Here is a 25200-nt window from a genome sequence, read left to right as displayed (position 1 = left end):
TACGGTGACCAATTTTGATGATGTTATTGGCACTAATCAAAGTGACACGATTACTGGTGATGGCCAAGCTAACATCCTTTCGGGTAACGCTGGTAATGACATTATTAATGGGGGTTTAGGTAAGGACACCCTCAATGGCGGTTCTGGCATTGACACCTTAACTGGTAATGGTAATGCAGATGAAGATATCTTCGTTTTTCAATTTGGACAATCTACCATATCTAATCCCGATCAGATCACCGATTTTACCATCAATACCATCAATCCCGCCAATGCTGATAAAATCGGCTTATCATTCTTGCCGGTTAGTTTTACTCGCGCTGCTAATAGCACTGCTACTACAAGAACGGCTTTAGCGACTCAGGTATTTACTGATGCAAATGGATTATTGGCTGGTAATCAAGCTTTAGGCGCCAGTAGCGCTGCATTAGTGCAAGTAACTAGCGGTGTGATCGCTGGAACTTACCTATTTATCAATGATAGCACTGCGACATTGTCATCCACCAATGATTTATTGGTAAATATCACTGTATTGAGCGGTACTTTACCCGGTTTCGGAAATATTACACCAGTAAGTAGTTTCTTTACTGTTGTTTAATTATTATTGAAAGAGTTAGGAGAAATATCTCCCACATTGCGTTCCCAGGTAAAACCGGGGAACGCTTTATTGAGGTTATTAAAATTAGCAGAAGTCTAAAAATTACTACAGTAAAAGAAGCACAAATGCTGAATCCTGTAATAAAACTTACGGCGTTTCTTATAAAGATGAAGTATGACCTAATTTGGTATCGACGACCGAAGACTGGATCCTGACTCCCGAAAACGAAAACTTTGTACTTTACCATTAAGATAACTGCTATATACCGTACCATTAATCATTGTAATAGAAGTTAAAATCTTTTAAGGCTAATATTCTCTGCTTATTTAAGCGATAATGATAGGCCACACGAAACTTTAACTTTTCCCAGTCGCTTTTTTGAATTTTGTTTTTACCAGAGGAAAACTTAAGATGTTCGACAAATTCACGCTCGATCATGTCAGACCATTCGCTAGGATAAGTAGGTAAACCTGCTTTCGCCGCGGCTAACCCCATTACTGGACCATCTGCACCATGAAGGCGGTGTATTTCTAAATATTTGGCAATTATTCCCCAATAATAAATGAATTCTTCTTCTTTTTTGCGATTTTTTCCGACAGCAAAGATAAATTCCCCAACATAGGGAGCGTTTTCAAAATCTATATCCAACTTCTGCGCCACTTTCTCATAATAAGGAATATTTTCGGGTTGATAACGAGTTAGATGAGCTTTTAGATTTTTGATTGTGCCGAAAACTCCGTCAAGATTATTAAATTGTTCAGGAAACACTAAGGATTTTATTAATCGAATATCCGTATCAATTTGAATAGTCATGTCGTAGCGTTCTAAGGCTTTCTCAATAGCAAAACGCCTGTCATTATAGGGAAACATGATACTATCCTGAATATGTTTAATGGCAATTACGTTACTTAAATCTTGAAAATCCCTTGGCTCATCAGTCAATATCAGATATTGAATACCGGGATGGTATTTTTCCAGATCCCGCGCTACGTTGACTGCACAGGAACGATACTTTTTGCCGAGAGCTAAACCGCAAAAACAATAACTATTCATTAATCACCGTCTGAATTTTTGTCTAGGTTCAGTCTAGCTTATCTTAGAAAATTCGTCAATACAAATCGTCGTTTTCGGGGTTAATTTGGTCAAAATAGGTTTTTAATTCGGCAAAATTATAGACCTGTGGGAGAAATGAGCTTTATTCTTGTTAACTATCCTTAGCAATAATTCCTAGATTCGATAACAAAGCTTGTAGGTTAGTTTGCACGGTAGCGGGTTGGTATCTCTTAATAGTTTCTAGGGAATTATCAGCGAGTTTTTGCCACAATTGCATATTATCATAGAGTTCGATCACTGCGCGGGCAAATTCCTCGGCAGTATCGGCAATTAAAACATCCTGATGGTCAATTAATCCCATACCTTCGGCACCAATTTTTGTGGTAATAGTGGGTAATCCTAGGGAAAGACTTTGACCTATTTTACCCTTCATTCCCGCACCAAATCGCAGGGGAGCGACAAAAATGCGACTCTTTTGGAAATAGGGTTCTACTTCGGGAACATAACCGGTAACAATCACTTGATCATTGGCTAATTCCTTAACTTCATCCTTGAGGTTACTTCCCAATAAATTAACGGTAATATCGGGACGGGATGCCCAAACTAAGGGCATAATTTCTAAACATAACCACTTAACTGCATCAATATTAGGAGGGTGATTATAGCTACCAATAAATACTAAACCCGATCGCTGGTCAAAGGCAACTTTTTCTGACAGGGAAATTTCTTCATGGATATTGGGGATTACCCAAACATTTTTCACTCCCAAAGAGGATAAAACCTGTTTTTCGTCTTCCGTTACTACTACGGTTGCTTCCGCTTGATTAGCATAGTTTAACTCTAATTTCTGATAGGTTTGCCAACTCCAGCTAGTATTTTGGTAACTGGGATCGAGATAGTCTTTTTGTCGTTTTAAACGTAGAAAATGTAGGTCAATTGTATCATAAATAATTGGCACTTTTGTTTTTAAGCGAATTAAATCCATATATTTATCGCACAATTCAGGCCGACACAACCAAACTCCATCTATCAGGGGTAAATATTTGATTAATTTTTCTTCTAGATTATATCTTTGCGCTGTGCCATAAATAACTTCAATTCCCATCTGTTGCAGTACAGAAGTATAGGGTTGTTCAGGATAGCCATTATCGGGAAAGAAAATCACTGAATAGCCTAAATTGAGCAGTAGCTTAAGAATATTTAATAAACGCACACAGCCGGATTCTCGATCGTATAGTGGAACGTAGGAATCGATGACTAAAATTGTCGGGTTTCCTTGTAAACGTCGGGCAGCTTTCGGGACATTATTAGCATCGTTATCTAGGTGTTTAGTTAATACCTTTGACCATTTTTCTCGAAACTTAGTTTGATTAATAACTTGATATTGTTTTGTCCCACTGGAAAGATCTGTTCCCGAGGTGATTCCTTCGTAGTGAATGACGTTAGATTGGGGTTGATAGAGGACTTGATAACCCAATTCTCGGATGGCAAAACATAAGTCTGTATCTTCGTAATACGCGGGGATAAAGTCTTGACAAAAACCACCTAATTGCTTAAATAAATCCGTAGGAACTAATAAACTGGCCCCCGAACAATAGTCCACGGGACGCACATAATTATATTCAGGTTCCTCGGGACTATCTAAGCGTCCATAATTCCAACCATCGGCAGAATTCCAGATAATTCCCCCCGCTTCTTGTTGTTTACCATTAGCATAAATTAATTTAGAACCCACCGCACCAACTTGGGGATTATTGATAATTAATTTTACTAAACTTTCTAGACAATTTTCCAGAATACGAGTGTCGTTATTGAGAAAATATAGGTATTGACCTTTTGCTTGACTAGCCCCATAATTACAGGAACGAATAAACCCAGAGTTTTCTGCATTAGTTAATACTTTAATTCCTTTAACTAAAGTGGCTAATTGTTCTAAGGTTTCATCGCTGGAAGCATCATTAACAATGATTATTTCATAGGCTAAATCAGAACTTAGGTTAACACTCAAGGATTCCAGACAGTTAAAGGTGTAGGCAAATTGGTTATAAACAGGAATAATAATTGAGACTAAAGGATCATAACTACTGGCAATTTCTAGGGGCCGGGGTTCGGCTAATTTAGCACTTTCGATCACCTGTTCTTCAAATTCAGAAGAACTCTTTCCTGTAAGAATTTTAATAATTTTTCGTTTCGTCTTTTTGAGTGCTGGTTTCCATCCTTCCTCTTGGAGACTAAAGACAAATTTTTTGAGCAGTTTTTTAACTTTAAAAATAATCATTATTACCATAAATACTCCTCTAGAGAAAACCAATCTTGTGCTAAATTTAAATCTCTTTCTGCTCTAACAATAGCTCCTTCCTTTAATTGTTTTGTTGCTTGAGGTAGTTTCTCTGTTGTTCCATAATATATAATTTAATCGCTTCATTAATTAAATTATTATATTCTTTTTCAGGATAATCACTACTTGTCAACCATCGATCGAGAAGTTGCATGGTATCTTCAGGGAGAGTTATCTGAAGTTGTCTGGCCATTTTGTCTTTCCTAACCATATCTAGACAATAACAATTATAAACCCCTAGAGCGATTTTAGTTGCTGTCGGGATAAATTCTCGGAGCTGCGGCGATTAATTTTTGAGTGTAGGGGTGTTGGGGATGGCTAAAAATCTGTTCAGTGTCACCCATTTCAACAATTTTACCCGCAGTCATCACCGCAATTCGATCGCAGAGAAATCTCGCTAACCAAAGATCATGAGTTATAAATAAATAAGTGAGATTAAATAACTTTTGTAACTCTAACATTAACTCTAAAACCTGTGTCTGAACACTAGCATCGAGCATACTAACCGGTTCATCACAAATAACTAATTCCGGACGAGTAATTAAAGCGCGAGCAATGGCTACCCTTTGCTGTTGTCCCCCCGATAACTCCCTAGGATAGCGTCGATAAAATTCCTCTACCGGTGTTAAACCGACTCGATCTAACATTTCTAAAACCTGTTTTTTAGCGGTTTCTAGACTAATTTTTTGATGGATCAAAAGCGGATCGGCGATACTTTCTCCCACCGTCATTAAAGGATTGAGACAAGCGAGGGGATCCTGAAAAATCATCTGCATTAAGCGCCGTTTGGGACGCATTTTTTCCCCCGACAATGGGGTTAAATCTTCTCCTAAAAATTCCACTTTTCCCCCGGTGGGTTTAATTAACTGTAATAGGGTTCGCGATAGGGTACTTTTCCCACATCCCGACTCCCCAACTAAACCGAATATTTCCCCTCGATACAGTTCAAAATTGACTTCATCCACCGCTTTAATAAATTTCTTTTCTTTCTTAAAAAAACTATCTAAAAAGTTACCCTCTAGGGTATAATACTGTTTTAAATTATCCACCTTTAACACCGTTTCTTTACCTTGAATTGCTGTTAATTTTTCCTCCCGCAGCTGTAGGTGTAAAGCGGCGGCCAAAAGAGAACGAGTGTAGGGGTGTTCAGGTGTATTAAAAACTGTTTTTACCGCTCCCGATTCAACAATTTTGCCCCCCTGCATCACCGCTAATCGATCGCAATATTCTCCCACCAGCGCTAAATCATGGGAAATTAACAATAATCCCATCTGTTCCTCGCTACATAAACGCTTTAATTCCCGCAGAATTTCCGCCGAAACCGTCACATCTAAACTGGTGGTGGGTTCATCGGCAATAATTAACTTAGGGTTTAATAATAAAGCTAAAGCAATAGCCACTCTTTGCCGCATTCCCCCGCTAAATTCGTGAGGATATTGGGACCAACGATTAGCGGGAATTTTCACTTTTTCTAGGACAGTACAAGCTTGACTTTTAGCTTGACGATAGGTTAAATTTCCTCGATGGGCTTGCAAAGTTTCCACACAATGATCGCCAATAGTCATCAGCGGATCTAGTCGCGTCATCGGATCTTGAAACACTAATCCCACCGCTTCCCCGCGAAACTTTTCTAACTGTTTGCTAGATAAAGATAAAAGCGATCGCCCTTCAAATGTAATCTCACCTTCCACGTGAGTGCGATTAGGTAATAACCTTAAAATAGCCTTACCGATGGTCGATTTTCCACAACCAGATTCACCCACTAATCCCAGAGTTTCCCCTTTGCCTATACTAAAAGATACCCCATCGATCGCCCAAGAGGGAGAACTTAATTCTGTCGGGTAGGCAATTTTTAGGTCTTTAATTTCCAACATGACGCGAGCGGTAACGATAAAAGTTAGGACTTAAGTAAGTAGTTATAATTAAATCGAAGATAGATTTTGCCTCTGATCCCCCCTGCCCCCCTTGATAAGGGGGGTGCCGATAGGCGGGGGGATCCCCCTTGATAAGGGGGGTGCCGATAGGCGGGGGGATCCCCCTTGATAAGGGGGGTGCCGATCCCCCCTGCCCCCCTTGATAAGGGGGGTGCCGATCCCCCCTGCCCCCCTTGATAAGGGGGGTGCCGATCCCCCCTGCCCCCCTTGATAAGGGGGGTGCCGATAGGCGGGGGGATCCCCCTTGATAAGGGGGGGCATCTGATAATTTTTAACGCCTACCTACTTAGGGTCAAGTATGCCACACAAACGGCGATCGAGTATTTAATCACTAATCGACAACTGCCCCTAACAAAACCTGACAATACCCCTTTAAAGTCGCCACTCGCTCGCTAATTATCTGTAAACGCTTCTCCCGTCCTTGCCGGGCCGAGGCCAAAAATAACCAATCCGTCTCCAGCAATCGCCAGGATCGATATAGTTCCGTCTGGACCGTGCGCCAACGATTAGCCACCTCTGGGCTGAAATTGTCATCATTTAGTGACAATATCTCCCCCTCTAGACAGGTTTGTAAAGCTTGAAAAGATTGTAACCCCGTGGAAGCATCCCCATCTAGGAGGGCAAGACTGAAATCCTCCAGTTTTCTTAACAAAGATTTGTAGGCTTGATGGTAATTTGTCGGTAGCATCCAATACAAAGCGCGTTAGAATTTGTTACATAAGATTAACGATTTGCCGTCACGGTTGCAAGTCCTCTCTCCTCCCGACCAGAGACAAAAACTTAAAAGAATCGCGTCCTTTTCGCCGATCGATCCGATGCCAGTGTTAGAGAGTTAAGTAATCTGCCATCCCTTCGGCCTAATAGTTTTCTAGTTATCCGTCTCCTCCCCCCCCTATTATCCCCCCGATCTAACCATGAACGCCATCACTGCCATCCAACCAGAAACCCTCACCGCCCTTCCCCGGGCCACGGAACCGAAAAAAGCGTTAGTTTTACCCGATTGGCTGAAAGAATGCCTAATTACCTACGAAAACGACCCCCAGAATCCCGATAGCGATTTAATCTGTCGGGCCTTTAATTTCGCCCACAAACTCCACGAGGGCCAGTATCGCAAATCTGGGGAACCCTATATCGCCCATCCCATAGCTGTAGCGGGATTACTGCGGGATCTGGGGGGTGATGGGGCAATGATCGCGGCGGGATTCCTTCACGATGTGGTGGAAGATACGGAAGTCACCCCCGAAGAAATCGAGGCTAGATTCGGTGTTGAGGTGCGTAATTTGGTGGAAGCGGTGACAAAACTCTCCAAATTCAACTTTTCTAGCAAAACTGAACGGCAGGCTGAGAATTTTCGCCGAATGTTCCTGGCGATGGCTCAAGATATCCGCGTCATCGTGGTCAAATTAGCCGATCGCCTGCACAATATGCAAACCCTCGAACACCTCAACCCGCAACAGCAGCAACGCATCGCCCTCGAAACTAGAGAAATCTTTGCTCCTCTGGCTAACCGTTTAGGGATTGGGCGATTTAAATGGGAATTAGAGGATTTATGCTTTAAATACCTCGAACCCGATGCTTATCGCGCCGTGCAGTTATTGGTATCGGAAAAACGTATCGATCGAGAGGCCCGCATCGAAACCGTCACCAACACATTGCGGGAAAAATTGCAAGAAATTGGCATAAAAGTTCTTGATTTACAGGGTCGCCCCAAACATCTCTACGGCATTTATCATAAAATGCACAATCAAGGCAAAGAATTCGAGCAGATTTATGATATAGCCGCCGTCCGCATTATCGTCGAAACTAAAGAGGAATGTTATCGTTGTTTAGCCGTAGTTCACGACCAATTTACCCCGATTCCCAACCGTTTTAAAGACTATATCGGTTTACCAAAAGCTAACCGTTATCAATCCCTCCATACCACCGTTGTTGGTTTAAATGCCCGTCCCCTAGAAGTGCAGATTCGCACCCTAGAAATGCACCATGTTGCTGAATACGGGATTGCAGCCCATTGGAAGTATAAAGAAACCGGTTCTAGTCAAACAACTTTAACCGCTGCGGATGAAAAATTCGCTTGGCTGCGTAATCTTCTTGACTGGCAAAAAGACCTTAAAGATGGTCAAGAATACATGGATGGTCTGAAAAATAATTTTTTTGAAGAAGATATCTATGTTTTCACCCCCAAAGGTGATGTGGTAGCCCTGGCCCAAGGCGCAACACCGGTAGATTTTGCCTATCATATTCATAGTGAAGTAGGTAATCAGATGAAAGGAGCAAGAATTAATGGTAAATGGTCAGTTCTTGATGCTCCCTTGCAAAATGGTGATCTGGTGGAAATTCTCACCAGCAAGAATAGTCACCCTAGTTTAGATTGGTTAAATTTTGTCGTTACTCCTAGCGCCAGAAATCGCATCCGGCAATGGTACAAAAAATCGCGACGAGAAGAAAATATTAGCCGGGGTCGTGATTTATTAGAGAAAGAATTGGGGAAAACTGGCTTCGATGCCTTGCTGAAATCAGAACGAATGCAATCGGTGGCTAAACAGTGCAATTATGTGGCAGTGGATGATTTATTGGCGGCCTTAGGTTACGGCGAAGTTACCCTAAAAAATGTGGTTAATCGTCTGCAAGAAACAGTTAAAAATCAACAGGAAATTTTAACGGTCAAAAATCCGCCAGATGTCCTAACTGATTCCCAATTGATTCTACCATCTTCTCCCGTTCAAAGGGCTTTACCCGTTAGTAAATCACCGATCGCCGGTGTGGAGGGATTAGTCTATCGTTTAGCCGGTTGTTGTTGTCCTTTACCAGGGGAAAATATTACTGGTATAGTCGCCCACGCGGGGGAAGGTATTGTTATTCACCGTCAGGGCTGCTCGAATGTGGAAAAAGCCGAAGCTGAACGCTTAATTCCTGTTAGTTGGAACCCTATAGATGACCAGGGACGTTATCAAACTTATCCGGTAAATATTCAGATTGAAGTGATCGATCGCGTCGGGGTTTTAAAAGATATTCTCTCTCGTTTAAGTGACCAAAATATTAACGTTCGCAATGCCGGAGTTAAGACTAATTTCGGTAAACCCGCTTTAATTTCCCTGAAAATTGAAGTAAAAGACCTGCAACAATTTGAACGCTGTGTTGGTCAAATTAAGCTGATGAGCGATATTTTAAACGTTCGTCGCATCAGTCAGGTAAAAAGCGATCGAGAGTAGGTTAAACCTGAAATTTCTACTCATATTCCCCAAAACCCGAAGCGCCTTAGCTTTGGAAGTGGGATGCTGACACTGACTAAAACCACGATGGCAATATCTGCACTTTTTGTCACCGAACAACGTAGGATCGATAATTAATCTGAGTGCAAAAATCCCTATGTTATTATCCCTACTCTCAGTCATCAGTTTTCTGATTAGTTTTCTGGTGGTTGCCCTGATTAAACAACGTTTTAGCCCAGGGCAGAATTAGGGGTGTTATTTATGTCGAACTCAGGCTCTCATAGTCTATAGCATCAAAAACACCATCGCTTAGATACAAGCGCCGGCTGTTAGGGGGTTGCGGTTGTGCGGATTTCCCGATCGCACCACGCCAGATTCTGATCATTTGGTCTTGTTCTTTCCAGAATGCCCCCGGATAGGGATGGGTGGTGGCGCGCACCAGACGGTCCACCTCGGTGACGGTCATCGTCGGATCAATTTGCCCATCTTCGGGAGTCCTTCCAGGCCATTCAGTAGCTTGAGAGTCATCTTGTGGTCTTGGTTGTAAGCGATCGCTAATTAGTTCTGGCCAGATGCGACCGATCAACTGCTGGTGAGCGATCGCTACCCGTTGATAAAGAGTCGTTGCTGTTTCATCAGCAGCGATCGCTATTTTTTCCTGGGCTAAAATCGGGCCTGTATCCACCCCTTCATCTAATTGAAATAAAGTCACTCCTGTTTCAGGTAATCCTTTGATAATCGCCCAAGGAATAGAAGCGCGACCGCGGCCTACGGGCAGCAGTGTCGGGTGCATTCCTAGTACACCCCTTTTTACTGCCTGAAGAACTGGTGGTTTAGCGATTTGAGACCAACCAATGATGAACAGCCAATCGATTTCTCTCTCTTGCAGGGATTGAATAACTTCTGGAGCGTTGACACTACGAATTTTTACAACTTCTATACCTCGCTGCTGACAGAAAGAATCCACATAAATCCGCCCTGATTTATCTTGAGCGAGGTTGTCTTTGAGAGTAATCACTAAGTCTAGTTTGCCACCTTGTTCGTAGATGGTTTCCATACAAGCAAGACCCAATTGTACACAGGTAACAAAAGCAAATTTCATAAAAACTGACCTTAATAAACTGGAGGTTTTTTAGTTAGATAACCAAAGGTTCTAAAAATGATAGTTACATCTCCCCAAAAGGATATCTTACTGGCATACTTACCATCCCATTCTCCCTTTTCTAAATCAGGCATATTATCGTAGGAATTGACTTGTGCTAATCCCGTTAACCCCGGTTTACAACCAGTGGAGCCGTTTCGCTCTCGTAGCCTGCACAGGTCTGTTTGAGAAGGTAGGGCGGGGCGAGGGCCAACTATACTCATATCCCCTCGTAAAATATTAATTAACTGGGGCAGTTCATCTATATTAGTCCGACGAATAAATTGGCCAATACGAGTAATCGTTAAAGAATTAGCCTGCGCGGAAGGAACTTGGGCCGCATTAACCGCCATACTCCGAAACTTCAGCAGTTCAAACAATTTTCCCTCTTGGCCGACGCGCTGTTGTCGAAACAGCGGCGAAGCACCATCCTCTAGATAAATGGCTAGGGCGGTTAATAACATGAGCGGAGATAGAATTAATAATGCGATCGCCGCTAAGATAATATCTAACAGACGTTTTCCGTAAGAACTATACATAGATCAACACCAACTTTCACAATTTAAGCTAGAGAAAGAACAGCGAAAACCCAGACACGATCAAGTTTTCCTCTTGTTACTTTTGACTTTTTACTTGGTATAACCTCTAATCCCCCCAATTGTCAAAGCCTGAAAAGCAGTTTGAAAGGCTTCGGCATACTTCATTCCCGCCTGTCCACCTCGGTAGGCAGCTAAACCCGTCAGGATTTCAGGGCTACGAGGGTGAGGAAAATCTCTCATCACTCCTCGATAAGAACGCAGGGCTTCGATTTTTTGTTTCAAGCAAGTTTCGCCGATTTCAAAGAAGGTATCGGGAGCAAAGCTATTGCCTTGCACGGGAAAAGACCAATCCGTCGCCGATAAAATCTCCATAAAGTATAGTCCCCGTAAGGGGGGTAAGTCCGAGCGACGCTGAAATAATCTGGCAGCTGCCTGACAAGCGATCGAGGTATGATGGTGGTCGTTGTTCAGATCGTGAGGATGATGAGTAAAGATAATATCTGCCTGAGTTTGCTGGATGGCCTGCTCGATAAACTGCACTAGCTCTAGATGGGGAATCCTATTAAATTGTATATTCGGAAAATTACCTAAAATTGGGCTTTTAAAACCAATTATAGTTTTAGATGCCTTAATATCTTCCAATAAATCCGGCAAATCCGGACGCTGACGGCGGGCATCCACCTGACCAGATAAGATACAAGGGTACACGGCAACGCCTTGAGCGGCAAGAGCGGCGGCAGTGCCACCACAGCCCAAGACTTCATCGTCGGGATGAGCTACAATAATTAAAACTGTCATGCTTCTCTGGGGAAACTTATAGGTCAAGACAAGAAACTCCCCCTTATCTTACTATTGATGGTAAAATTTGCGGGAAATCTAAATCACAAGAAAGCCGACTAAATATTTTATTGCTCCATTGTTAGGGCTAATCGCTCCTATAGAGTAAAGGGAGCTTGCCAATCAAGGGTTTTTTGAATTTGGCTAGTATTAAGACGGAAATTGATGCAACCCGCTTTTGAACGCCACGATTTCTTGATGTTGCCTAAAAAATAGTAAGATTAATCATCATGGCTAGTTGTATTAATTGTCTGATAGCAAAAAACAATGAGGAATATCGGTAAGACTTCCATGACCTTTCTTGTTAGTTAATTTGCTAGGAATCTTTGAGTATTACTATATTATTACTACTTAGGAAACCTAGGAGCATGGCTGAGTTTACCTCTGATTCTAGGATTAATTGTTCTCGGAGAAATTTATCTGAACAGGAGAGTTAGCGAGCATAATTTAGCGGTGACAAGAAAAGAATAAATTTTTTACTGCTATGGATACGCGGGTTATTCAAACCTAGAGAATGTTATAAGTAGGTAGGTGTTAAAAATTGTCAGTTCCCCCACCTTATCAAGGAGGGATTAAGGGGGGTTCTATCTTCAATTTAATTATAACCTGCTACTTACTAAATCCTGTTTCAAAATTATAGTGAGCCTAGATTAGGGAGCAGAAGTAATTACTCAAATAGTTATTAGCGAAAGTCGTTTCTTTCACTCAAAAACCGATGGTTTTAATCTGGCAAAAACAGAGCTATTTATTTATTATAACCCTTGCAAATTAATTATATGTTATAATGGTAGCTTAACTAATTTTCCCCAAAAAATTAGTTAATTAGTATATTTGTTTTGAATAAAAAGCTAAAGTTTGACTTTTAACCCAAAACTCTTTAGATATGCCTTAATTTGGTTATCAAAACCTCTTTATTTAAGCGACACAAACTATCTCAATTATAAAAATTGAGAATAAATTCTCCTTGTAAATTAATGTTTGACAACTTTTAAGAAGTTGCTATACCTATCCCTAACTCACAGTTATAAATATCTGTTAATTTTCTATTTTTCGATTTCTTTTTCGGTGTATAACTATTACTATGATATGCAGCTATTCCCTGATAAACACTGTCTTATATACTGGTAGTTAAAGGATGAAAACGAACCAGACTTTTTTTAAATAGGGTCTGCTGAAAAAGTTTTTCGTGGGGGTAGGGTGTGGGGTGTGGGGTGTAGGGTTTTACCGATTTTCAGGGGGTCAATTACCTAATTTTCAGGGAAAAAGTGCCTAAATTTCCCCCCCGATCACCCCAAGGTCTGGCACTTTTTGATGGGAAAAAAGTCTAAAATTCTTATCCAACAAGGTTTTTAGATTTATTCAGCACACCCTAAATAAACTAAAATAATGACCGCTGCCTTTCCCACAAAAGACACAGATAATTTCCTCTGTATTTTATCAGCTACTAATTGGGATTTTCAAGTATGATAACCTCTTTTACCACCAAAAAAATCTTTCTGTTTCTTTTGGGGGCTTTCTATGGGAGTTTCCGTTAGATCCATTACCGTTACGACTGGTATCTCTGCTTGATTTAGTAGAGCTTTTTTCTTTTTAAACGGAAGTTTCCCGATTGTAAAAGCATTTTTTCCGTCTTATTTACAATCCGACCTATAGTTAATTCTGATAGTTGACCACTTGTACCAATGTGAAAATATGTTCTATATTCTCGCCAATATTCTAACGTTACTAAAACTTGTTCTTCTATAGATAGTTTAGGTTTCGGTCTCCTTTTAGATGCTGAATTAGATTCAGCTTCAACACTTTTTACTGATTCTACCATCTTTCTCTAGGTTTGTTTATACACACCGAAACGGCGTTGGAACTGTTCATCTGATAAGTGTTGATAATCCATACTTTTGCTAATAAACATAGCAAAAGTATAGATAATTTCCTGACCTAAGATCACATTTTATTCCTTTTTCCACTTCCATCTAAAAATCGAGAAAAAAGCAAAATCTTTCACCATACCATAAAAAAATTATGCAAGAGGTCTATTGCTAACCCGACCGACGATGATCTATTCTGGATCCTAGCCTGACTCGCGAATCCCCACCGCCACAAAAGAATAATGTACTGCGATTACCTGGTTCAAATCCTCACCGCACGCGTCTACGATGTCGCCCAAGAAACCCCCTTAGAACTTGCCCCCAATCTCTCCCAACGCTTGCACAATCAGCTTTTACTCAAGCGCGAGGATATGCAGTCGGTTTTCTCTTTTAAACTGCGCGGCGCATACAACAAAATGGCGTATTTGTCAAGGGATTTGTTACAAAAAGGCGTAATTGCTGCCTCGGCGGGAAATCATGCCCAGGGAGTCGCTTTGGGGGCGCGGCAATTGGGAACCCAAGCGATTATCGTTATGCCTGTCACCACTCCGCAAGTCAAAATCGACGCGGTAAAAGCCCGGGGCGGGATTGTTGTCCTGCACGGTGACACCTACGATGATGCCTACACCTACGCGCGGCAATTAGAAGCGGAAAAAGGCTTAACTTTTATCCATCCCTTCGATGACCCGGAGGTAATCGCCGGCCAGGGTACGATCGGTATGGAAATTTTACGACAATATCAGCAACCGATCGAGGCCATTTTTGTCGCTATTGGTGGCGGTGGGCTAATATCAGGTATTGCAGCCTATGTCAAGCGTTTACGCCCAGAAATTAAAATTATCGGGGTGGAACCTGTGGACTCAGACGCGATGAATCAATCCCTAAAAGCTGGTTATCGGGTGCGTTTGTCTCAAGTGGGATTATTTGCCGATGGGGTAGCGGTGCGCGAGGTGGGAGAGGAGACTTTTCGTCTTTGTCAGCAGTATGTGGACGAGATTATCCTCGTGGATACGGATGATATCTGTGCGGCGATTAAGGATGTTTTTCAAGATACACGCTCGATTTTAGAACCTGCGGGGGCGTTAGCGGTAGCAGGAGCGAAAGCTTATGTAGAAAGAGAAGGAATTGAGGATAAAACCCTCGTTGCTGTGGCTTGTGGGGCAAATATGAACTTTGATCGTCTGCGATTTGTGGCGGAAAGGGCAGAATTAGGGGAACGGCGCGAGGCGTTGTATGCTGTTACTATTCCCGAACAACCGGGCAGTTTACGGCGTTTTTGTGAATGTGTCGGCAAACGCAATTTAACCGAATTTAGTTATCGCATTGCCGATGAAAAAGAAGCACATATTTTTGTCGGCGCCCAGATCGAAAATCGCAGCGATGCCAAGAAATTAGCCGAGAGTTTTGAAGCTTGCGGCTTTAAAACCCTCGATATTAGCGATGATGAATTGACTAAATTGCATCTGCGCCACATGGTGGGAGGGCGATCGCATTTAGCCGATCATGAATTATTTTATCGCTTCGAGTTTCCCGAACGACCGGGGGCTTTAATGAAATTTGTCGCCTCCATGAGTCCCCACTGGAATATCAGCGTTTTCCATTATCGCAATAACGGAGCCGATTACGGGCGTATCGTCGTGGGCATACAGGTCCCCCCGGATGAAATGAATCAATGGCAAGCTTTTCTCGATACTCTCGGCTATCGCTATTGGGATGAAAGTCAAAATCGGGCCTATCAGTTGTTTTTAGGTTAGGGTTGGCTGAATAAATCTAAAAACCTTGTTGGATAAGGCTTTTAGACTTTTTTGACCTCAAATCGGGGGTAAAATTCAGGCACTTTTTCCCTGAAAATTAGGCAACTGACTACCTCAAAATCGGTAAAACCCTACACCCTACACCCCACACCCCACACCCCACACCCCACACCCTGCCCCCACCAACAAACTTTTTGCCGCAAACCCTAGGTTAAATCGCCATTTTCAGGAAGTTATCAGTACAGATGAATCAAGATTTTCCCCATATTTCCGTTTTGAGTCAAGAATTAATCGCCGGCTTAAATATTCAACCCGGGGGGCATTATCTCGATCTTACCCTCGGGGGTGGTGGACACAGCCGCTTGCTTTTAGAAGCTCATCCCGAAACCACAGTCACCGCCATCGATCGCGATCAAAGCGCCCTAGAAGCCGCTAAAATTAGTCTCGCCCCCTATCTAGATAGCCGTTTAACCCTCTGGTGGGGGAACTTCGCCGATTATGATGGACAAAATAGCAGTTTTGATGGCATTATCGCCGATTTAGGAGTCAGTTCTCCCCAATTCGATCAGAGCGAGCGCGGCTTTAGTTTTCGCCACACGGCAGCCTTAGATATGCGGATGGATCGCTGTCAATCCCTGACGGCAGCCGATATTATTAACCATTGGCAGGAAAAAGAATTAGCAGATCTTTTTTATCAATACGGAGAAGAACGTTTATCTCGTCCTATTGCTCGCTCGATCGTCCAAAAACGTCCCTTTACTACCACTACAGAATTAGCGGCTGTCATCGCTAGTTCTGTCCCCGCTAGTTACCGTTATGGACGTATTCATCCGGCAACGCGGGTTTTTCAATCCCTACGCATCGCTGTTAATCAAGAATTAGATTCTCTGCAAAAATTGTTAGATCAAGCCCCCCACTGGCTAAAATCCGGGGGAATTATCGCTATGATCAGTTTTCATAGTCTAGAAGATCGTCTGATCAAGTATGGCTTTCGCGAAAATAATTCCTTGAAAATTATCACCAAAAAGCCGATTATTCCCAGCCGAGAAGAACAAGCTAAAAATCCTCGTTCTCGTTCGGCTAAACTAAGAATAGCCCAAAAGATAGAATCAGAGGTTATCTGATAGCAGTTATCTTAATTGTGAGGTACAAACTCTCTGGTTTTGGGGAGTCGTTATCTTGAAGATAAAGGCTGTGGTAAAGTAAAAACCAAGAAAGAAAGCTGGTATTTATTCTTAAAAATCATTGACTAAAATAACGCAGTCCTTTTACCAATCTTTCTACTGCCGTTAAAGCCGTTTCTGGAGATAAAGCACCGTAGGCAAGACGCAAATAACAGCCTTCTGTTATCCCAAAAGTTGAACCGGGTAACACCGCCACCCGCTGCTGCTCAATTAAAGTTTTAACTAACTGAAAATCATTCTTGTCTGTGGTAATTTTCAGGAAAAAATAAAAAGCCCCTTCCGCAGTGGCAACATCACAGATATCCCTAATCGATTCTAGAGCATTCAGGCAAATTTCTCTAACTTGACTGATGGTTTTTAACTGTTCTAAAGGATAGCTTTTACCCACCTGTAACGCCCCTAGGGCCGCGTATTGCGACACCACCGGCGGACAGATTAAAATAGTATCCTGAATCTTATTAATCGCCTCAGATAAATGTTCTGGTACTACCATATAACCAATGCGCCAACTGGCAAAACCGTAGGCTTTTGAGAGACTAAATAAGGAAATAGTCCAGGATTCACTGTCAACAATTGCCGCCGGAGAAAAGTGACGGGCATGGTTATAGGTAAAATATTCATAAGCCTCATCATGAATGTGATAGATGCCCTTTTTTTGACAGATTCGATTGACTTCTCTTAGGGTATTTTCTGGATAAACTACTCCCGTGGGATTATTAGGAGAAATCGTCACCACTGCCTTAGTTTTTGCCGTGATTGCCTCTTCAATGGCAGCCGGACGCAATTGATAATTTTTGTCTGTGGCAACTAAAATTACTTGACAATCAGCCATTTTTATGGCCATTTCATGATTGAAATAAAAGGGAGTGTTGAGAATAATTTCATCCCCCGGGGAAGTAATGGCTAAAATAGCATTCATAAAAGCCATATTACTGCCCGCCGTCACAAAAATTGCCTGTTTATCGCTGATTTCTATCCGATTATCTTCGGCTAGTTTCTGCCGAATTACTGCTAATAAGGGGGGAATTCCCGCCACAGATTGATATTGATGATTTTTGGGATTAGCTAAGAATAAAGATAGAGATTCGAGCGCTTCCCGGGGTGGATAATAGGAAACAATCCCTTGACCGAGGGAAATAGTGCCGGGGTTCGCTTTAATTAATTGACCGACCACGGGAATAATCGGTGTTTGTACCCCGTCCATGCGGGAGAGAAGGTCTTTCATTAAAGTAATCAATGGAGCCGAGCAGAGTCGAACTGCTGTCCAAATTAGGTATTGACTGTCCGTTCATTCACAGGTTTAGTTTCGATTACCCTCGAAACGGGGACTGTCACTTATCCCGGACAGTGGGATGCTCTAGTTAAAGCTTAGACGGTTAACTAACTAGAGAAAGTTAAACGTGGCATCCGTTGGGGGTTTATCCATAGTCCTTAACGGAGTCAAACCATGAATGCTCGAGTCGATTAGAGACTATTAGGCAGCTACAGGAGCGGCTTTACGAGCGAAAGGAACGATGTTGTTCGCATTTACTTTTTGTTTGAGCCTTTGATTTACGAGAGGAGACTCACTCTCGACCTGTATCACGGGGGAGCTTTCGCTAACCTGTCGAAACCGTTACGGCCCCTTGTGCTTACATTCTGATTATAGCATATTTTTTGATTAAGCTAATTGTGGCTCAATTGAGATTTTTCCGAGCTTCCCAAGGGTTAGAGCCAGTCTAGATGGGAAAAAAGGTTTTTATCGCTGATTTTTGGGAGAATTATCCTATATTTGCCCTCGATTAGTATCACCAGAGACTAAACAATTAATTGAGCAGCTATTGCTCCACTGCGATAACCTGAGTTCGGAATCAGGGAAAACGGCAAAATTTCCCTAACCCGAACTAACCTTGATTACAAAACCTTATGGGTGTGAGAATGTTGTTTGACGTTATCCTCCGTCCGCACCACATGAACAGCATTCAAGATGCGTTTTTTCTCTAGGGAAAAGTTTAAATCGTTTTTTTGGCTGCCCAAGGAGATTAACCCTTGCAGGTGGGGTTGATTTTTATAGGTGCGAGTGGCCGCAATCGCCCTTTCGACAAAATTCTCGCATAATTGGGTATTATCGGGGAAATTACTAGGTATTTGAGGATTATCGTCCTGAAAAACCTCTCCTAAACTCATGGCGCGGGCAAATTCGTAGGAAGTGGGAATTCCTTTGACAATTGCCTCTAGGGCTGCCGAGGGAATCGGTTCTAACACCGCCACTTTTTCTAATTCTCCCTCCTGTTTGAGAAAACAAATTGCTAAACCGAATACACAATAATCATCTTTTGTCAAGTCAGAAATGTTTAAGAATTGTGTCGCTGTGGCCATTATTTTAATCCTGAGTCGCTCTTTCTTTAATCTTGCTGGTGATCAGCGCTCGAATCAAGGTTTTTATTAAGAGATATGAAGGAGAAAAATTTAGCAGGGTTGGGCGGCGCTAACGCATCCCCAGACGGAAAAAACTGAGAACTGTTAGACTAGAAACCAGCAGATTAACTGATAAACGAGCTTTATGTCACCCACTCTACTCATCTCCAAAGAACTCCCCACCCTGAAATATAATCCTAGTCTGGAGCGCTTTGATAGCTCTTGGGCGGCTCCTTTGTCCACTCTTCTGGGACTGGGACGGGCTGCCGGGGCAACTTTTATCGAATTTTTCCTGGAAAGAGTCAACTATATCAGTTGTTTAGCCGAAGATGACAGCATCACCAGTCTCTCACCGAAACTATCTACAGGGGCAGGAATCCGCCTTTTTCGCGGGAAAGCCGATTGTTATGTCAGTACCAACGATTTAAGCTTCCAAGGCTTAAAAAATGCCCTAGAAAAAGGTTTATCGATTCTCGGTTTAAACCTACCCAGTCCTAACGCCTATATTCCCGAAATCAATCTGGAAATGTTCCGGGATTATGCCACGGTCAAAAACAAAGATATTTGGCTGAATAATTGCAGTTCTTTGGGAGAAATGGGTGATATTCTCCTAAATGCTAACGTTCAACTCAATCAGAAAGCCTCTCACGTCCAATCTCGTCGCGCCGCTTATTTTCGCGATTGGCAAGAAATTTTAGTTGCCGCTAGTGATGGCACTTTTGCCCGGGATATTCGCCTCACCCAATCGGTGGGCTATAATCTCCTCTGTGCCGATGGGACTAATCGTTCTAGCATTGGTAAACGGGTGGGTAGTACCAGTAATCCCGATTTTCTGCGGACGTGGAATGCCGAGGAATCGGCGGCAGAAGTGGCCGAATCGGCGGGTAAAATGCTTTACGCTGACTATGTAGAATCCGGCAGTTATCCCATCGTCATGGCCAATGAATTTGGCGGCGTTATCTTCCACGAAGCTTGTGGCCATTTGCTAGAAACTACGCAAATCGAACAAAAAACCACGCCCTTTCTCGATAAAAAAGGCGAAAAAATCGCCCACGACAACCTGACGGCGTGGGACGAAGGATTATCCGATAAAGCTTTCGGTACTATCGATATGGATGATGAGGGAATGCCGGCCCAGCGTACTCTCCTAATTGAAAATGGTATCCTAAAAAACTTCATTGCCGATCGCACCGGTTCAATTAAAACCGGCCATCCGCGCACGGGTAGCGGTCGCCGTCAAAACTACACCTATGCCGCCGCTAGTCGGATGCGGAATACCTACATCGCTCCCGGGGAATATACCCTCGATAATCTCTTTAATTCCATCGATAAAGGCATTTATTGCAAAAAAATGGGCGGTGGTAGTGTGGGGGCGACCGGGGAATTTAATTTCGCCGTCGAGGAGGCCTATCTTATCGAAAATGGCAACCTGACTAAACCCCTGAAAGGCGCGACTTTAATCGGTTCAGCTAAGGAGATTATGAATAAAATCTCTATGTGTTCCCAAGATTTAGGTCTAGCGGCGGGTTTTTGCGGTTCCGTTAGTGGTAGCGTTTATGTCACCGTTGGTCAACCCCATTTAAAAGTCGATTCTATTACCGTTGGCGGTCGTTAATCATGACTTTAGTGATTCTCTACTATTTCCTCATTGCCATCATGATAGTGGGAATAATTGGCGAACTGCTGCCCGCTATCCCCGGCATGAGTTTGATTTTAATCGCCATGCTGGTGTGGGGTTTTGTCACCAAATTTGCGGGGATGGGGGTCGCTTTAACCGTGGCCTTTGTTGTCCTTCTCCTCAGTCTGGGGGTGGAATTCCTCGCTAGTTATCTCGGCGCCCAAAAAGTTGGGGCGAGCAATTGGAGTCAAATCGGTCTAGTAGTGGGTTTATTAGCGGGAATATTCGGGCTTTTACCCGCTTTACCCATTGGCGGACCGATTATCGGCTTATTTGTCGGTCCTGTGGTGGGGGCTTTTTTGGGAGAATACGCCTATCGTCGCGATTTGGAATTAACTCCCCGTTTGCAACAATCCCTAAAAGTCTGTGTCGGTATCGTCGTCGGCACGGTTATCGGTCACGTTGCCAAAGCTATGCTGGCCACGGCCGCCGTTATCGTCTTTATTGTCACCACTTGGCCCAATCTCTCTTCAGTTATCAGTTAGAAGATGTTGAATGTTGGGATTTTATTTGAAATTTCCCCATTCCCCCACTTCCCTATCACCCTATCTCCCTATCTCCCTATCACCTATCCTCCAACACCAAAAAAAATCTATGCCAAAAGTTGAAGATATCGCCCAAATCGCTAATTCTAGCGCCCAAGCTTTAGGAATTGCTAAATACGACATCTATGGTTCCTCGGTCGATGAAACCGATGTGGATGTGTTTCAAGGGGAACCGAAACAGGTACAAGCTTCCAATCGTTCCAGCGTTATCGTTCGCGTCTGGAATCAGGATAATCAAGTCGGTGTCACCTCCACCACCGATGTGGACCCGGTGGGACTGCAATTAGCCCTAAAAACCGCTCAGGAAGCCAGCGTTTTTGGCGTTAAGGAAAATGTCCCCGATTTTAGTCCCGCTGCCACCGCACCCACCACAGAAGTGGCCAGCGAAATGTCTAATCAAGCACCGGTATCCACTCTCGTCGATAAGTTATTAGCCGCCGAAAAATCCCTACTAGCGGCTCATCCAGCTATTGCCAGTGTTCCCTATAATGGTTTGGGACAACAGCAGGTCAGACGTTTTTATCTCAATAGCGACGGGGCAATGCGTCAGGAAGCGCGTAGTTATGCCAGTGTGTATTTATACACCAAAACCGAACAGGAAGGCAAAAAACCCCGCAGCGCTGGTGCTTTTCGGGTTAGTCCGGGCCTGGAAAAATTAGATATCGATGGTTGCATCGAGGAAGCGATTACCAAAACTGTTAGCCATCTGGACTATCAACCGATTACCACGGGTAAATATTTGGTGGTTTTTGCCCCCCGCGCCTTTTTGAGTCTAATGGGAGCATTTTCTAATCTGTTTAATGCCCAAAATGTCCTTGATAAACAGAGTCTTTCTACTCCTGAATCTTTGGGAACACAAATCGCCGCTACGGCCTTAAATTTGTGCGATGATGCCCTCCATCCAGCTAATGTTGCCGCAGAAACTTTTGATAGTGAAGGCACTCCCACCCGTCGTGTGGAATTAATTAAAGAGGGGATTTTGAGTAATTTTCTCCATAGCACGATTACCGCTAAACGGATGAATACGGAACCGACTGGCAACGGTAACATTGGGTCAAAAGTAACGGTTAGTCCCCATTTTTATCACGTTTTTGCTAGTGCTAATCAACCAAAGATATATTCTTTGGAAACAGCAGAAAATGTGGTTTTAATTGATAGTTTACAGGCACTTCATGCGGGAGTTAATTCTCTACAAGGTTCCTTCTCTTTGCCCTTTGACGGTTGGTTAGTTAACAAAAATGAGCGCATTAGCATCGATTCCGCTACCGTAGCCGGGGATATTTTAACACTGCTGAAATCGATTGTTTATCTGGAACCGGAAGCAGTTATTACTCCCAGTGGTGTTTGTCCCTACGTTTGGGTAGAGGGTTTATCAATCACGGGAGAAGCTTAACACTATACCAGACCAAAAATAGGGGGTATTAACTAGGGTAATACCCCCCGCCAGATGGATGCTAATTTTATAGTCGTGGGTAAGCTGTTGACTATCCAAATTACACTAAATCCAGTTATTAAAGACTGATTAGGGTTTGCTGAATAAAGTACGGGCGAAGCATTCGGATAGAAAATCTACGGTTTCACCGATAGGTTATTGCCCGAATGCTTCGCCCCTACAGGACGCGGGCCGATGAAGACCCAAGGTTTTGAACCACGATTCTCTCAAAATCTTGCACCTGTGGGAGCGAAACAGGACACTAAAACCCTTATCTCGTTTATATTTCACATTTATTCAGCTTTAGTATTACTCCTAATTAAGAACTATTTTTCAGCCGGGGGAAACCAATTATCATCTAATGTTTGTTCGAGGGATATATGAGCGTCTGAATTGAGAGAAAAAAGCTGAGAAACTGATTTAATCGCCACTGGATAAACTTTATCATACATAGCTGCTAATTCTGGCCGTAAGCTGGGACTATCTTCTAAACGATGCTGAATTTGGGCGCGAAAATTGACTATTTCTGCCGCCCAATGATTACCTGACCGTTTTTTTTCTTCTTGCCAATAAGCCAGCTTTAAAAGATGTTCGATAAGACGGGTTAACAGACTCATTAAAGCTCGTCTATCACTTTTCCCCATACTCTCGATTTCTTCAATTAAATTATCCCAATCTACCTGCTCAAAATTGCGCTCTCGTAACTGTTTTACCGTCTCTTTTAGCCATTGATTATAATCAGTTTCGTAGGCAGTTGACGACATAAGACCTCTTGTAAAAATCAAAAATTGTTGTTGGGGTTAGGAGTCAGTAGCCAGTAGTCAGTAGTCAGGAGAATTAAGAATGAGCATTAATCAACTAAATGCTCTATTTAGGTATTTTATGCAATTTTATGTCTATTTTTCTCATTTTTGCACTCTCAAAAATTAATCATGCAAGAGGTCTATAGCCTTTTAATAATTATAGGGCTTGTTGCTGTGACTAATTACCAAAATTTGTTGCGGTCGGTAGCAATTTTATAATTTTCACTTAAAATGGATTGCATAATTGATCTAGAGTAAAGTTTCAAGGGAGTTGACTGAAAATGCTTGATTACCGTCTATTGTTATGTGCTATGGCATCTGTTTTACTCGGTCAGTCCGTACAGGCTAAGGATATCGAGTTTTCTGGGGGTGCCAGCGGTGTGGATCCCCTCGGCCATTCTTTTGCGTTTGATGGCACAACCTTCACACTTTCGTCTGGTTCAGGTACATTCAATCCTTCTGGTGTTGACATTGGCAACGCGAAAAGCTTTTCCTTTAGTTTGACCAATCCTGCTGTTTTCAATCCGGATCCCGTTGATGTCCCTAATGCCTGTCCACCAGGCCAGTATGCAACTTATATCAGCTTCAATCCCCTAGTAATCGTCTGCGTAGGCTTCGGTGGCGAAGGGCCATTCATTCGACATACATGGCAATACAGGATGCTTCCGGGGGGTGTAATCACTTTCAACGATCCCCAGGGTACTGGCTTGACCGCTGGGCTTTCCAAGTTTGACTTCACACTAACTTTTCCACAGCCCATTAATGTTAATAACTTCAGCTTTACCGCTAAGTGGTCTGATGTTGCTTCAGTCCCAGAACCTTCGCTGACGACTGGATTACTTCTCCTCGGATTCGTGGGTCTATACTGGACAAAACGTACCTAAATCGGTTCTACAAATACATAGTCTTTTGGCTGGCTAATTTATCGGCAGCATCTTGGGTGCATCTCAATTTTGTAGAAATATCTATATTAGGGCTGGTTGAATAAATCTAAAGACCTTGTTGGATAAGACTTTAGTGCCGGTCATGGGAGTGAGCGGCGGGAAAATTCAGGCACTTTTTCCCTGAAAATTAGCTAATTAACCACGGCTCGACTGAGCTTCGCGGTTCGACTGAGCTTCGCCGAACGTCCTCAAAATCGGTAAAACCCTACACCCCACACCCGACACCCTGCCGCCACGAAAAACTTTTTGCCGCAAGGCCTATCTAGGAGAGTCCGAATTTTGTTCAAAAGTTAACTCCTCTAACACTTCCGTAACCAACTTGCCGTTGGCTAAACACTTTAAACTTCTAATCTGAATATTTACTTGGGGAGTTTCTTCTAACTGTTCAATCAAAAAATCTGCATATTTGATTATTGCCTCACGCGCCGCATTTTTTTTAGTCCAAACTTGCGCCATTTCTAACATATTAGTAACCCCAATAAACTCGTCTCCTTCCCCATCTAAACTATAATTAGCCGCATAGGTAGGGCTTGCTGAATAATGGTAAAACCCTTTTAAAATAAGGCTTTTGACCTGTTAAAGTCCGATGTTAGTGCAAGAAAATAGGATTGGGACTTTCAAAAACCTTGCATTATCCTTCTTGTAGTACATCGCTTGGTACAAAAAACAAGGGCAACAAAGCCTGAAACGACTGGGTACTGACTCCTACCCCCAGGAAAAACTTTTTCAGCAGACCCTAGGTATTAGCAGTAGGACACAACATTGACACTCCCATCGCGCTTAAGCGAGGGATTCTTGGTTCACTGAGTTTCCTTAATCTGGCAGGACGTATCCAACCAAACCAGAGGGAATCTCTCCCCAAGCGTATTAGTTTCGGTATGCCCTACCGTACTTAGTCCCTTTTTGAGAATGTTGATAGCGGCGTTAATATCTCTATCTTCTACAT

General features: G+C 42.8%; 20 protein-coding genes, 1 other RNA gene and 4 pseudogenes. 9 read left to right on the top strand and 16 right to left on the bottom strand.

The annotated features are described in order from the left end of the window. Window positions 1-598: bluetail domain-containing putative surface protein (locus IM450_RS09280; RefSeq protein WP_287669322.1), on the top strand; the 598-nt coding region annotated here is incomplete at its 5' end. Window positions 599-871: 273 nt separating this feature from the next. Here the strand turns inward: IM450_RS09280 and IM450_RS09275 are convergent. The 5 genes from IM450_RS09275 to patD form a co-directional block, all read right to left on the bottom strand. Continuing rightward, entirely contained in the window at window positions 872-1651 is a 780-nt protein-coding gene (locus tag IM450_RS09275; protein ID WP_004267978.1) for a hypothetical protein, read from the bottom strand. A gap of 151 nt (window positions 1652-1802) precedes the next feature. Further along, window positions 1803-3938 (bottom strand): glycosyltransferase, encoded by a 2136-nt coding sequence (locus IM450_RS09270; RefSeq protein WP_287669319.1) that lies wholly within the window; start codon window positions 3936-3938, stop codon window positions 1803-1805. Between the two features lie 73 nt (window positions 3939-4011). Next, window positions 4012-4182, bottom strand: coding sequence for a hypothetical protein (locus IM450_RS09265; protein WP_004267975.1), 171 nt, complete (start codon window positions 4180-4182; stop codon window positions 4012-4014). Window positions 4183-4237: 55 nt separating this feature from the next. After that, the gene (locus IM450_RS09260) at window positions 4238-5863 is read right to left on the bottom strand and encodes a dipeptide ABC transporter ATP-binding protein (protein ID WP_287669316.1); all 1626 of its coding nucleotides are present in this window, start codon (window positions 5861-5863) and stop codon (window positions 4238-4240) included. Between the two features lie 391 nt (window positions 5864-6254). Then, on the bottom strand, window positions 6255-6611 hold the full coding sequence (patD, locus tag IM450_RS09255; protein WP_004267970.1) for a heterocyst frequency control protein PatD: 357 nt from the start codon (window positions 6609-6611) through the stop codon (window positions 6255-6257). Window positions 6612-6837: 226 nt separating this feature from the next. On the opposite strand from patD, the gene IM450_RS09250 reads away from it, so the two are divergent. After that, window positions 6838-9135 (top strand): RelA/SpoT family protein, encoded by a 2298-nt coding sequence (locus IM450_RS09250; protein ID WP_004267968.1) that lies wholly within the window; start codon window positions 6838-6840, stop codon window positions 9133-9135. A 259-nt stretch (window positions 9136-9394) separates the two neighbouring features. Here IM450_RS09250 and IM450_RS09245 read toward each other — a convergent pair whose 3' ends face one another. The 3 genes from IM450_RS09245 to IM450_RS09235 form a co-directional block, all read right to left on the bottom strand. Beyond that, window positions 9395-10237, bottom strand: coding sequence for a formyltransferase family protein (locus IM450_RS09245; RefSeq protein WP_002796092.1), 843 nt, complete (start codon window positions 10235-10237; stop codon window positions 9395-9397). 11 nt (window positions 10238-10248) lie between these two features. Then, the gene (locus tag IM450_RS09240; RefSeq protein ID WP_287667675.1) at window positions 10249-10815 is read right to left on the bottom strand and encodes a sugar transferase; all 567 of its coding nucleotides are present in this window, start codon (window positions 10813-10815) and stop codon (window positions 10249-10251) included. Between the two features lie 90 nt (window positions 10816-10905). Further along, entirely contained in the window at window positions 10906-11613 is a 708-nt protein-coding gene (locus IM450_RS09235) for a PIG-L deacetylase family protein (protein WP_287667672.1), read from the bottom strand. A 387-nt stretch (window positions 11614-12000) separates the two neighbouring features. Between IM450_RS09235 and IM450_RS22470 the strand changes: the two are divergent. Beyond that, a pseudogene (locus IM450_RS22470) lies at window positions 12001-12123 on the top strand (MraY family glycosyltransferase); the annotation flags it as partial. 562 nt (window positions 12124-12685) lie between these two features. On the opposite strand, the pseudogene IM450_RS09230 reads toward IM450_RS22470, so the two are convergent. Next, a pseudogene (locus IM450_RS09230) lies at window positions 12686-12817 on the bottom strand (IS5/IS1182 family transposase); the annotation flags it as partial. 203 nt (window positions 12818-13020) lie between these two features. Then, window positions 13021-13561, bottom strand: a pseudogene (locus IM450_RS09225) (helix-turn-helix domain-containing protein); the annotation flags it as partial. A 198-nt stretch (window positions 13562-13759) separates the two neighbouring features. Here IM450_RS09225 and ilvA point away from each other — a divergent pair. Both ilvA and rsmH read left to right on the top strand, forming a co-directional pair. After that, entirely contained in the window at window positions 13760-15271 is a 1512-nt protein-coding gene (ilvA, locus tag IM450_RS09220; RefSeq protein WP_004267963.1) for a threonine ammonia-lyase, biosynthetic, read from the top strand. 245 nt (window positions 15272-15516) lie between these two features. Continuing rightward, window positions 15517-16395 (top strand): 16S rRNA (cytosine(1402)-N(4))-methyltransferase RsmH, encoded by an 879-nt coding sequence (gene rsmH / locus IM450_RS09215; protein WP_287667667.1) that lies wholly within the window; start codon window positions 15517-15519, stop codon window positions 16393-16395. 118 nt (window positions 16396-16513) lie between these two features. Here the strand turns inward: rsmH and IM450_RS09210 are convergent, their stop codons facing one another. The 3 genes from IM450_RS09210 to IM450_RS09200 form a co-directional block, all read right to left on the bottom strand. Then, window positions 16514-17680, bottom strand: coding sequence for a pyridoxal phosphate-dependent aminotransferase (locus tag IM450_RS09210; RefSeq protein ID WP_287667664.1), 1167 nt, complete (start codon window positions 17678-17680; stop codon window positions 16514-16516). 9 nt (window positions 17681-17689) lie between these two features. Then, window positions 17690-18080, bottom strand: a transfer-messenger RNA (tmRNA) gene (gene ssrA / locus IM450_RS09205). Between the two features lie 268 nt (window positions 18081-18348). Beyond that, window positions 18349-18813: a hypothetical protein gene (locus tag IM450_RS09200; protein WP_004267957.1), complete on the bottom strand. Its 465-nt coding sequence runs from the start codon at window positions 18811-18813 to the stop codon at window positions 18349-18351. A 184-nt stretch (window positions 18814-18997) separates the two neighbouring features. Here IM450_RS09200 and IM450_RS09195 point away from each other — a divergent pair, with 184 nt between their 5' ends. From IM450_RS09195 to IM450_RS09185, 3 genes are all read left to right on the top strand, one after another. Then, window positions 18998-20467 (top strand): TldD/PmbA family protein, encoded by a 1470-nt coding sequence (locus tag IM450_RS09195; protein ID WP_004267945.1) that lies wholly within the window; start codon window positions 18998-19000, stop codon window positions 20465-20467. Window positions 20468-20469: 2 nt separating this feature from the next. Further along, window positions 20470-21015, top strand: coding sequence for a DUF456 domain-containing protein (locus IM450_RS09190; RefSeq protein WP_287667656.1), 546 nt, complete (start codon window positions 20470-20472; stop codon window positions 21013-21015). A gap of 109 nt (window positions 21016-21124) precedes the next feature. Then, window positions 21125-22468: a TldD/PmbA family protein gene (locus tag IM450_RS09185; protein WP_287667653.1), complete on the top strand. Its 1344-nt coding sequence runs from the start codon at window positions 21125-21127 to the stop codon at window positions 22466-22468. Between the two features lie 365 nt (window positions 22469-22833). On the opposite strand, the gene IM450_RS09180 is transcribed toward IM450_RS09185, so the two are convergent. Further along, window positions 22834-23271 carry a DUF29 domain-containing protein gene (locus IM450_RS09180; RefSeq protein ID WP_271973175.1) on the bottom strand — a complete coding sequence of 146 codons (438 nt, stop codon included), beginning with the start codon at window positions 23269-23271 and terminating at the stop codon, window positions 22834-22836. Window positions 23272-23591: 320 nt separating this feature from the next. Between IM450_RS09180 and IM450_RS09175 the strand changes: the two genes are divergently transcribed. Next, window positions 23592-24194, top strand: coding sequence for a hypothetical protein (locus IM450_RS09175; RefSeq protein ID WP_287667650.1), 603 nt, complete (start codon window positions 23592-23594; stop codon window positions 24192-24194). Window positions 24195-24512: 318 nt separating this feature from the next. On the opposite strand, the gene IM450_RS09170 is transcribed toward IM450_RS09175, so the two are convergent. Both IM450_RS09170 and IM450_RS22465 read right to left on the bottom strand, forming a co-directional pair. Further along, window positions 24513-24719 carry a hypothetical protein gene (locus IM450_RS09170; protein ID WP_287667648.1) on the bottom strand — a complete coding sequence of 69 codons (207 nt, stop codon included), beginning with the start codon at window positions 24717-24719 and terminating at the stop codon, window positions 24513-24515. Between the two features lie 335 nt (window positions 24720-25054). Then, a pseudogene (locus IM450_RS22465) lies at window positions 25055-25200 on the bottom strand (RNA-guided endonuclease TnpB family protein); the annotation flags it as partial.

The sequence above is a fragment of the Microcystis sp. M083S1 genome, assembly GCF_020246405.1.
GTDB classification, from domain to species: Bacteria; Cyanobacteriota; Cyanobacteriia; order Cyanobacteriales; family Microcystaceae; genus Microcystis; species Microcystis aeruginosa_C.
This window is presented reverse-complemented; position numbering and strand designations above follow the sequence as displayed.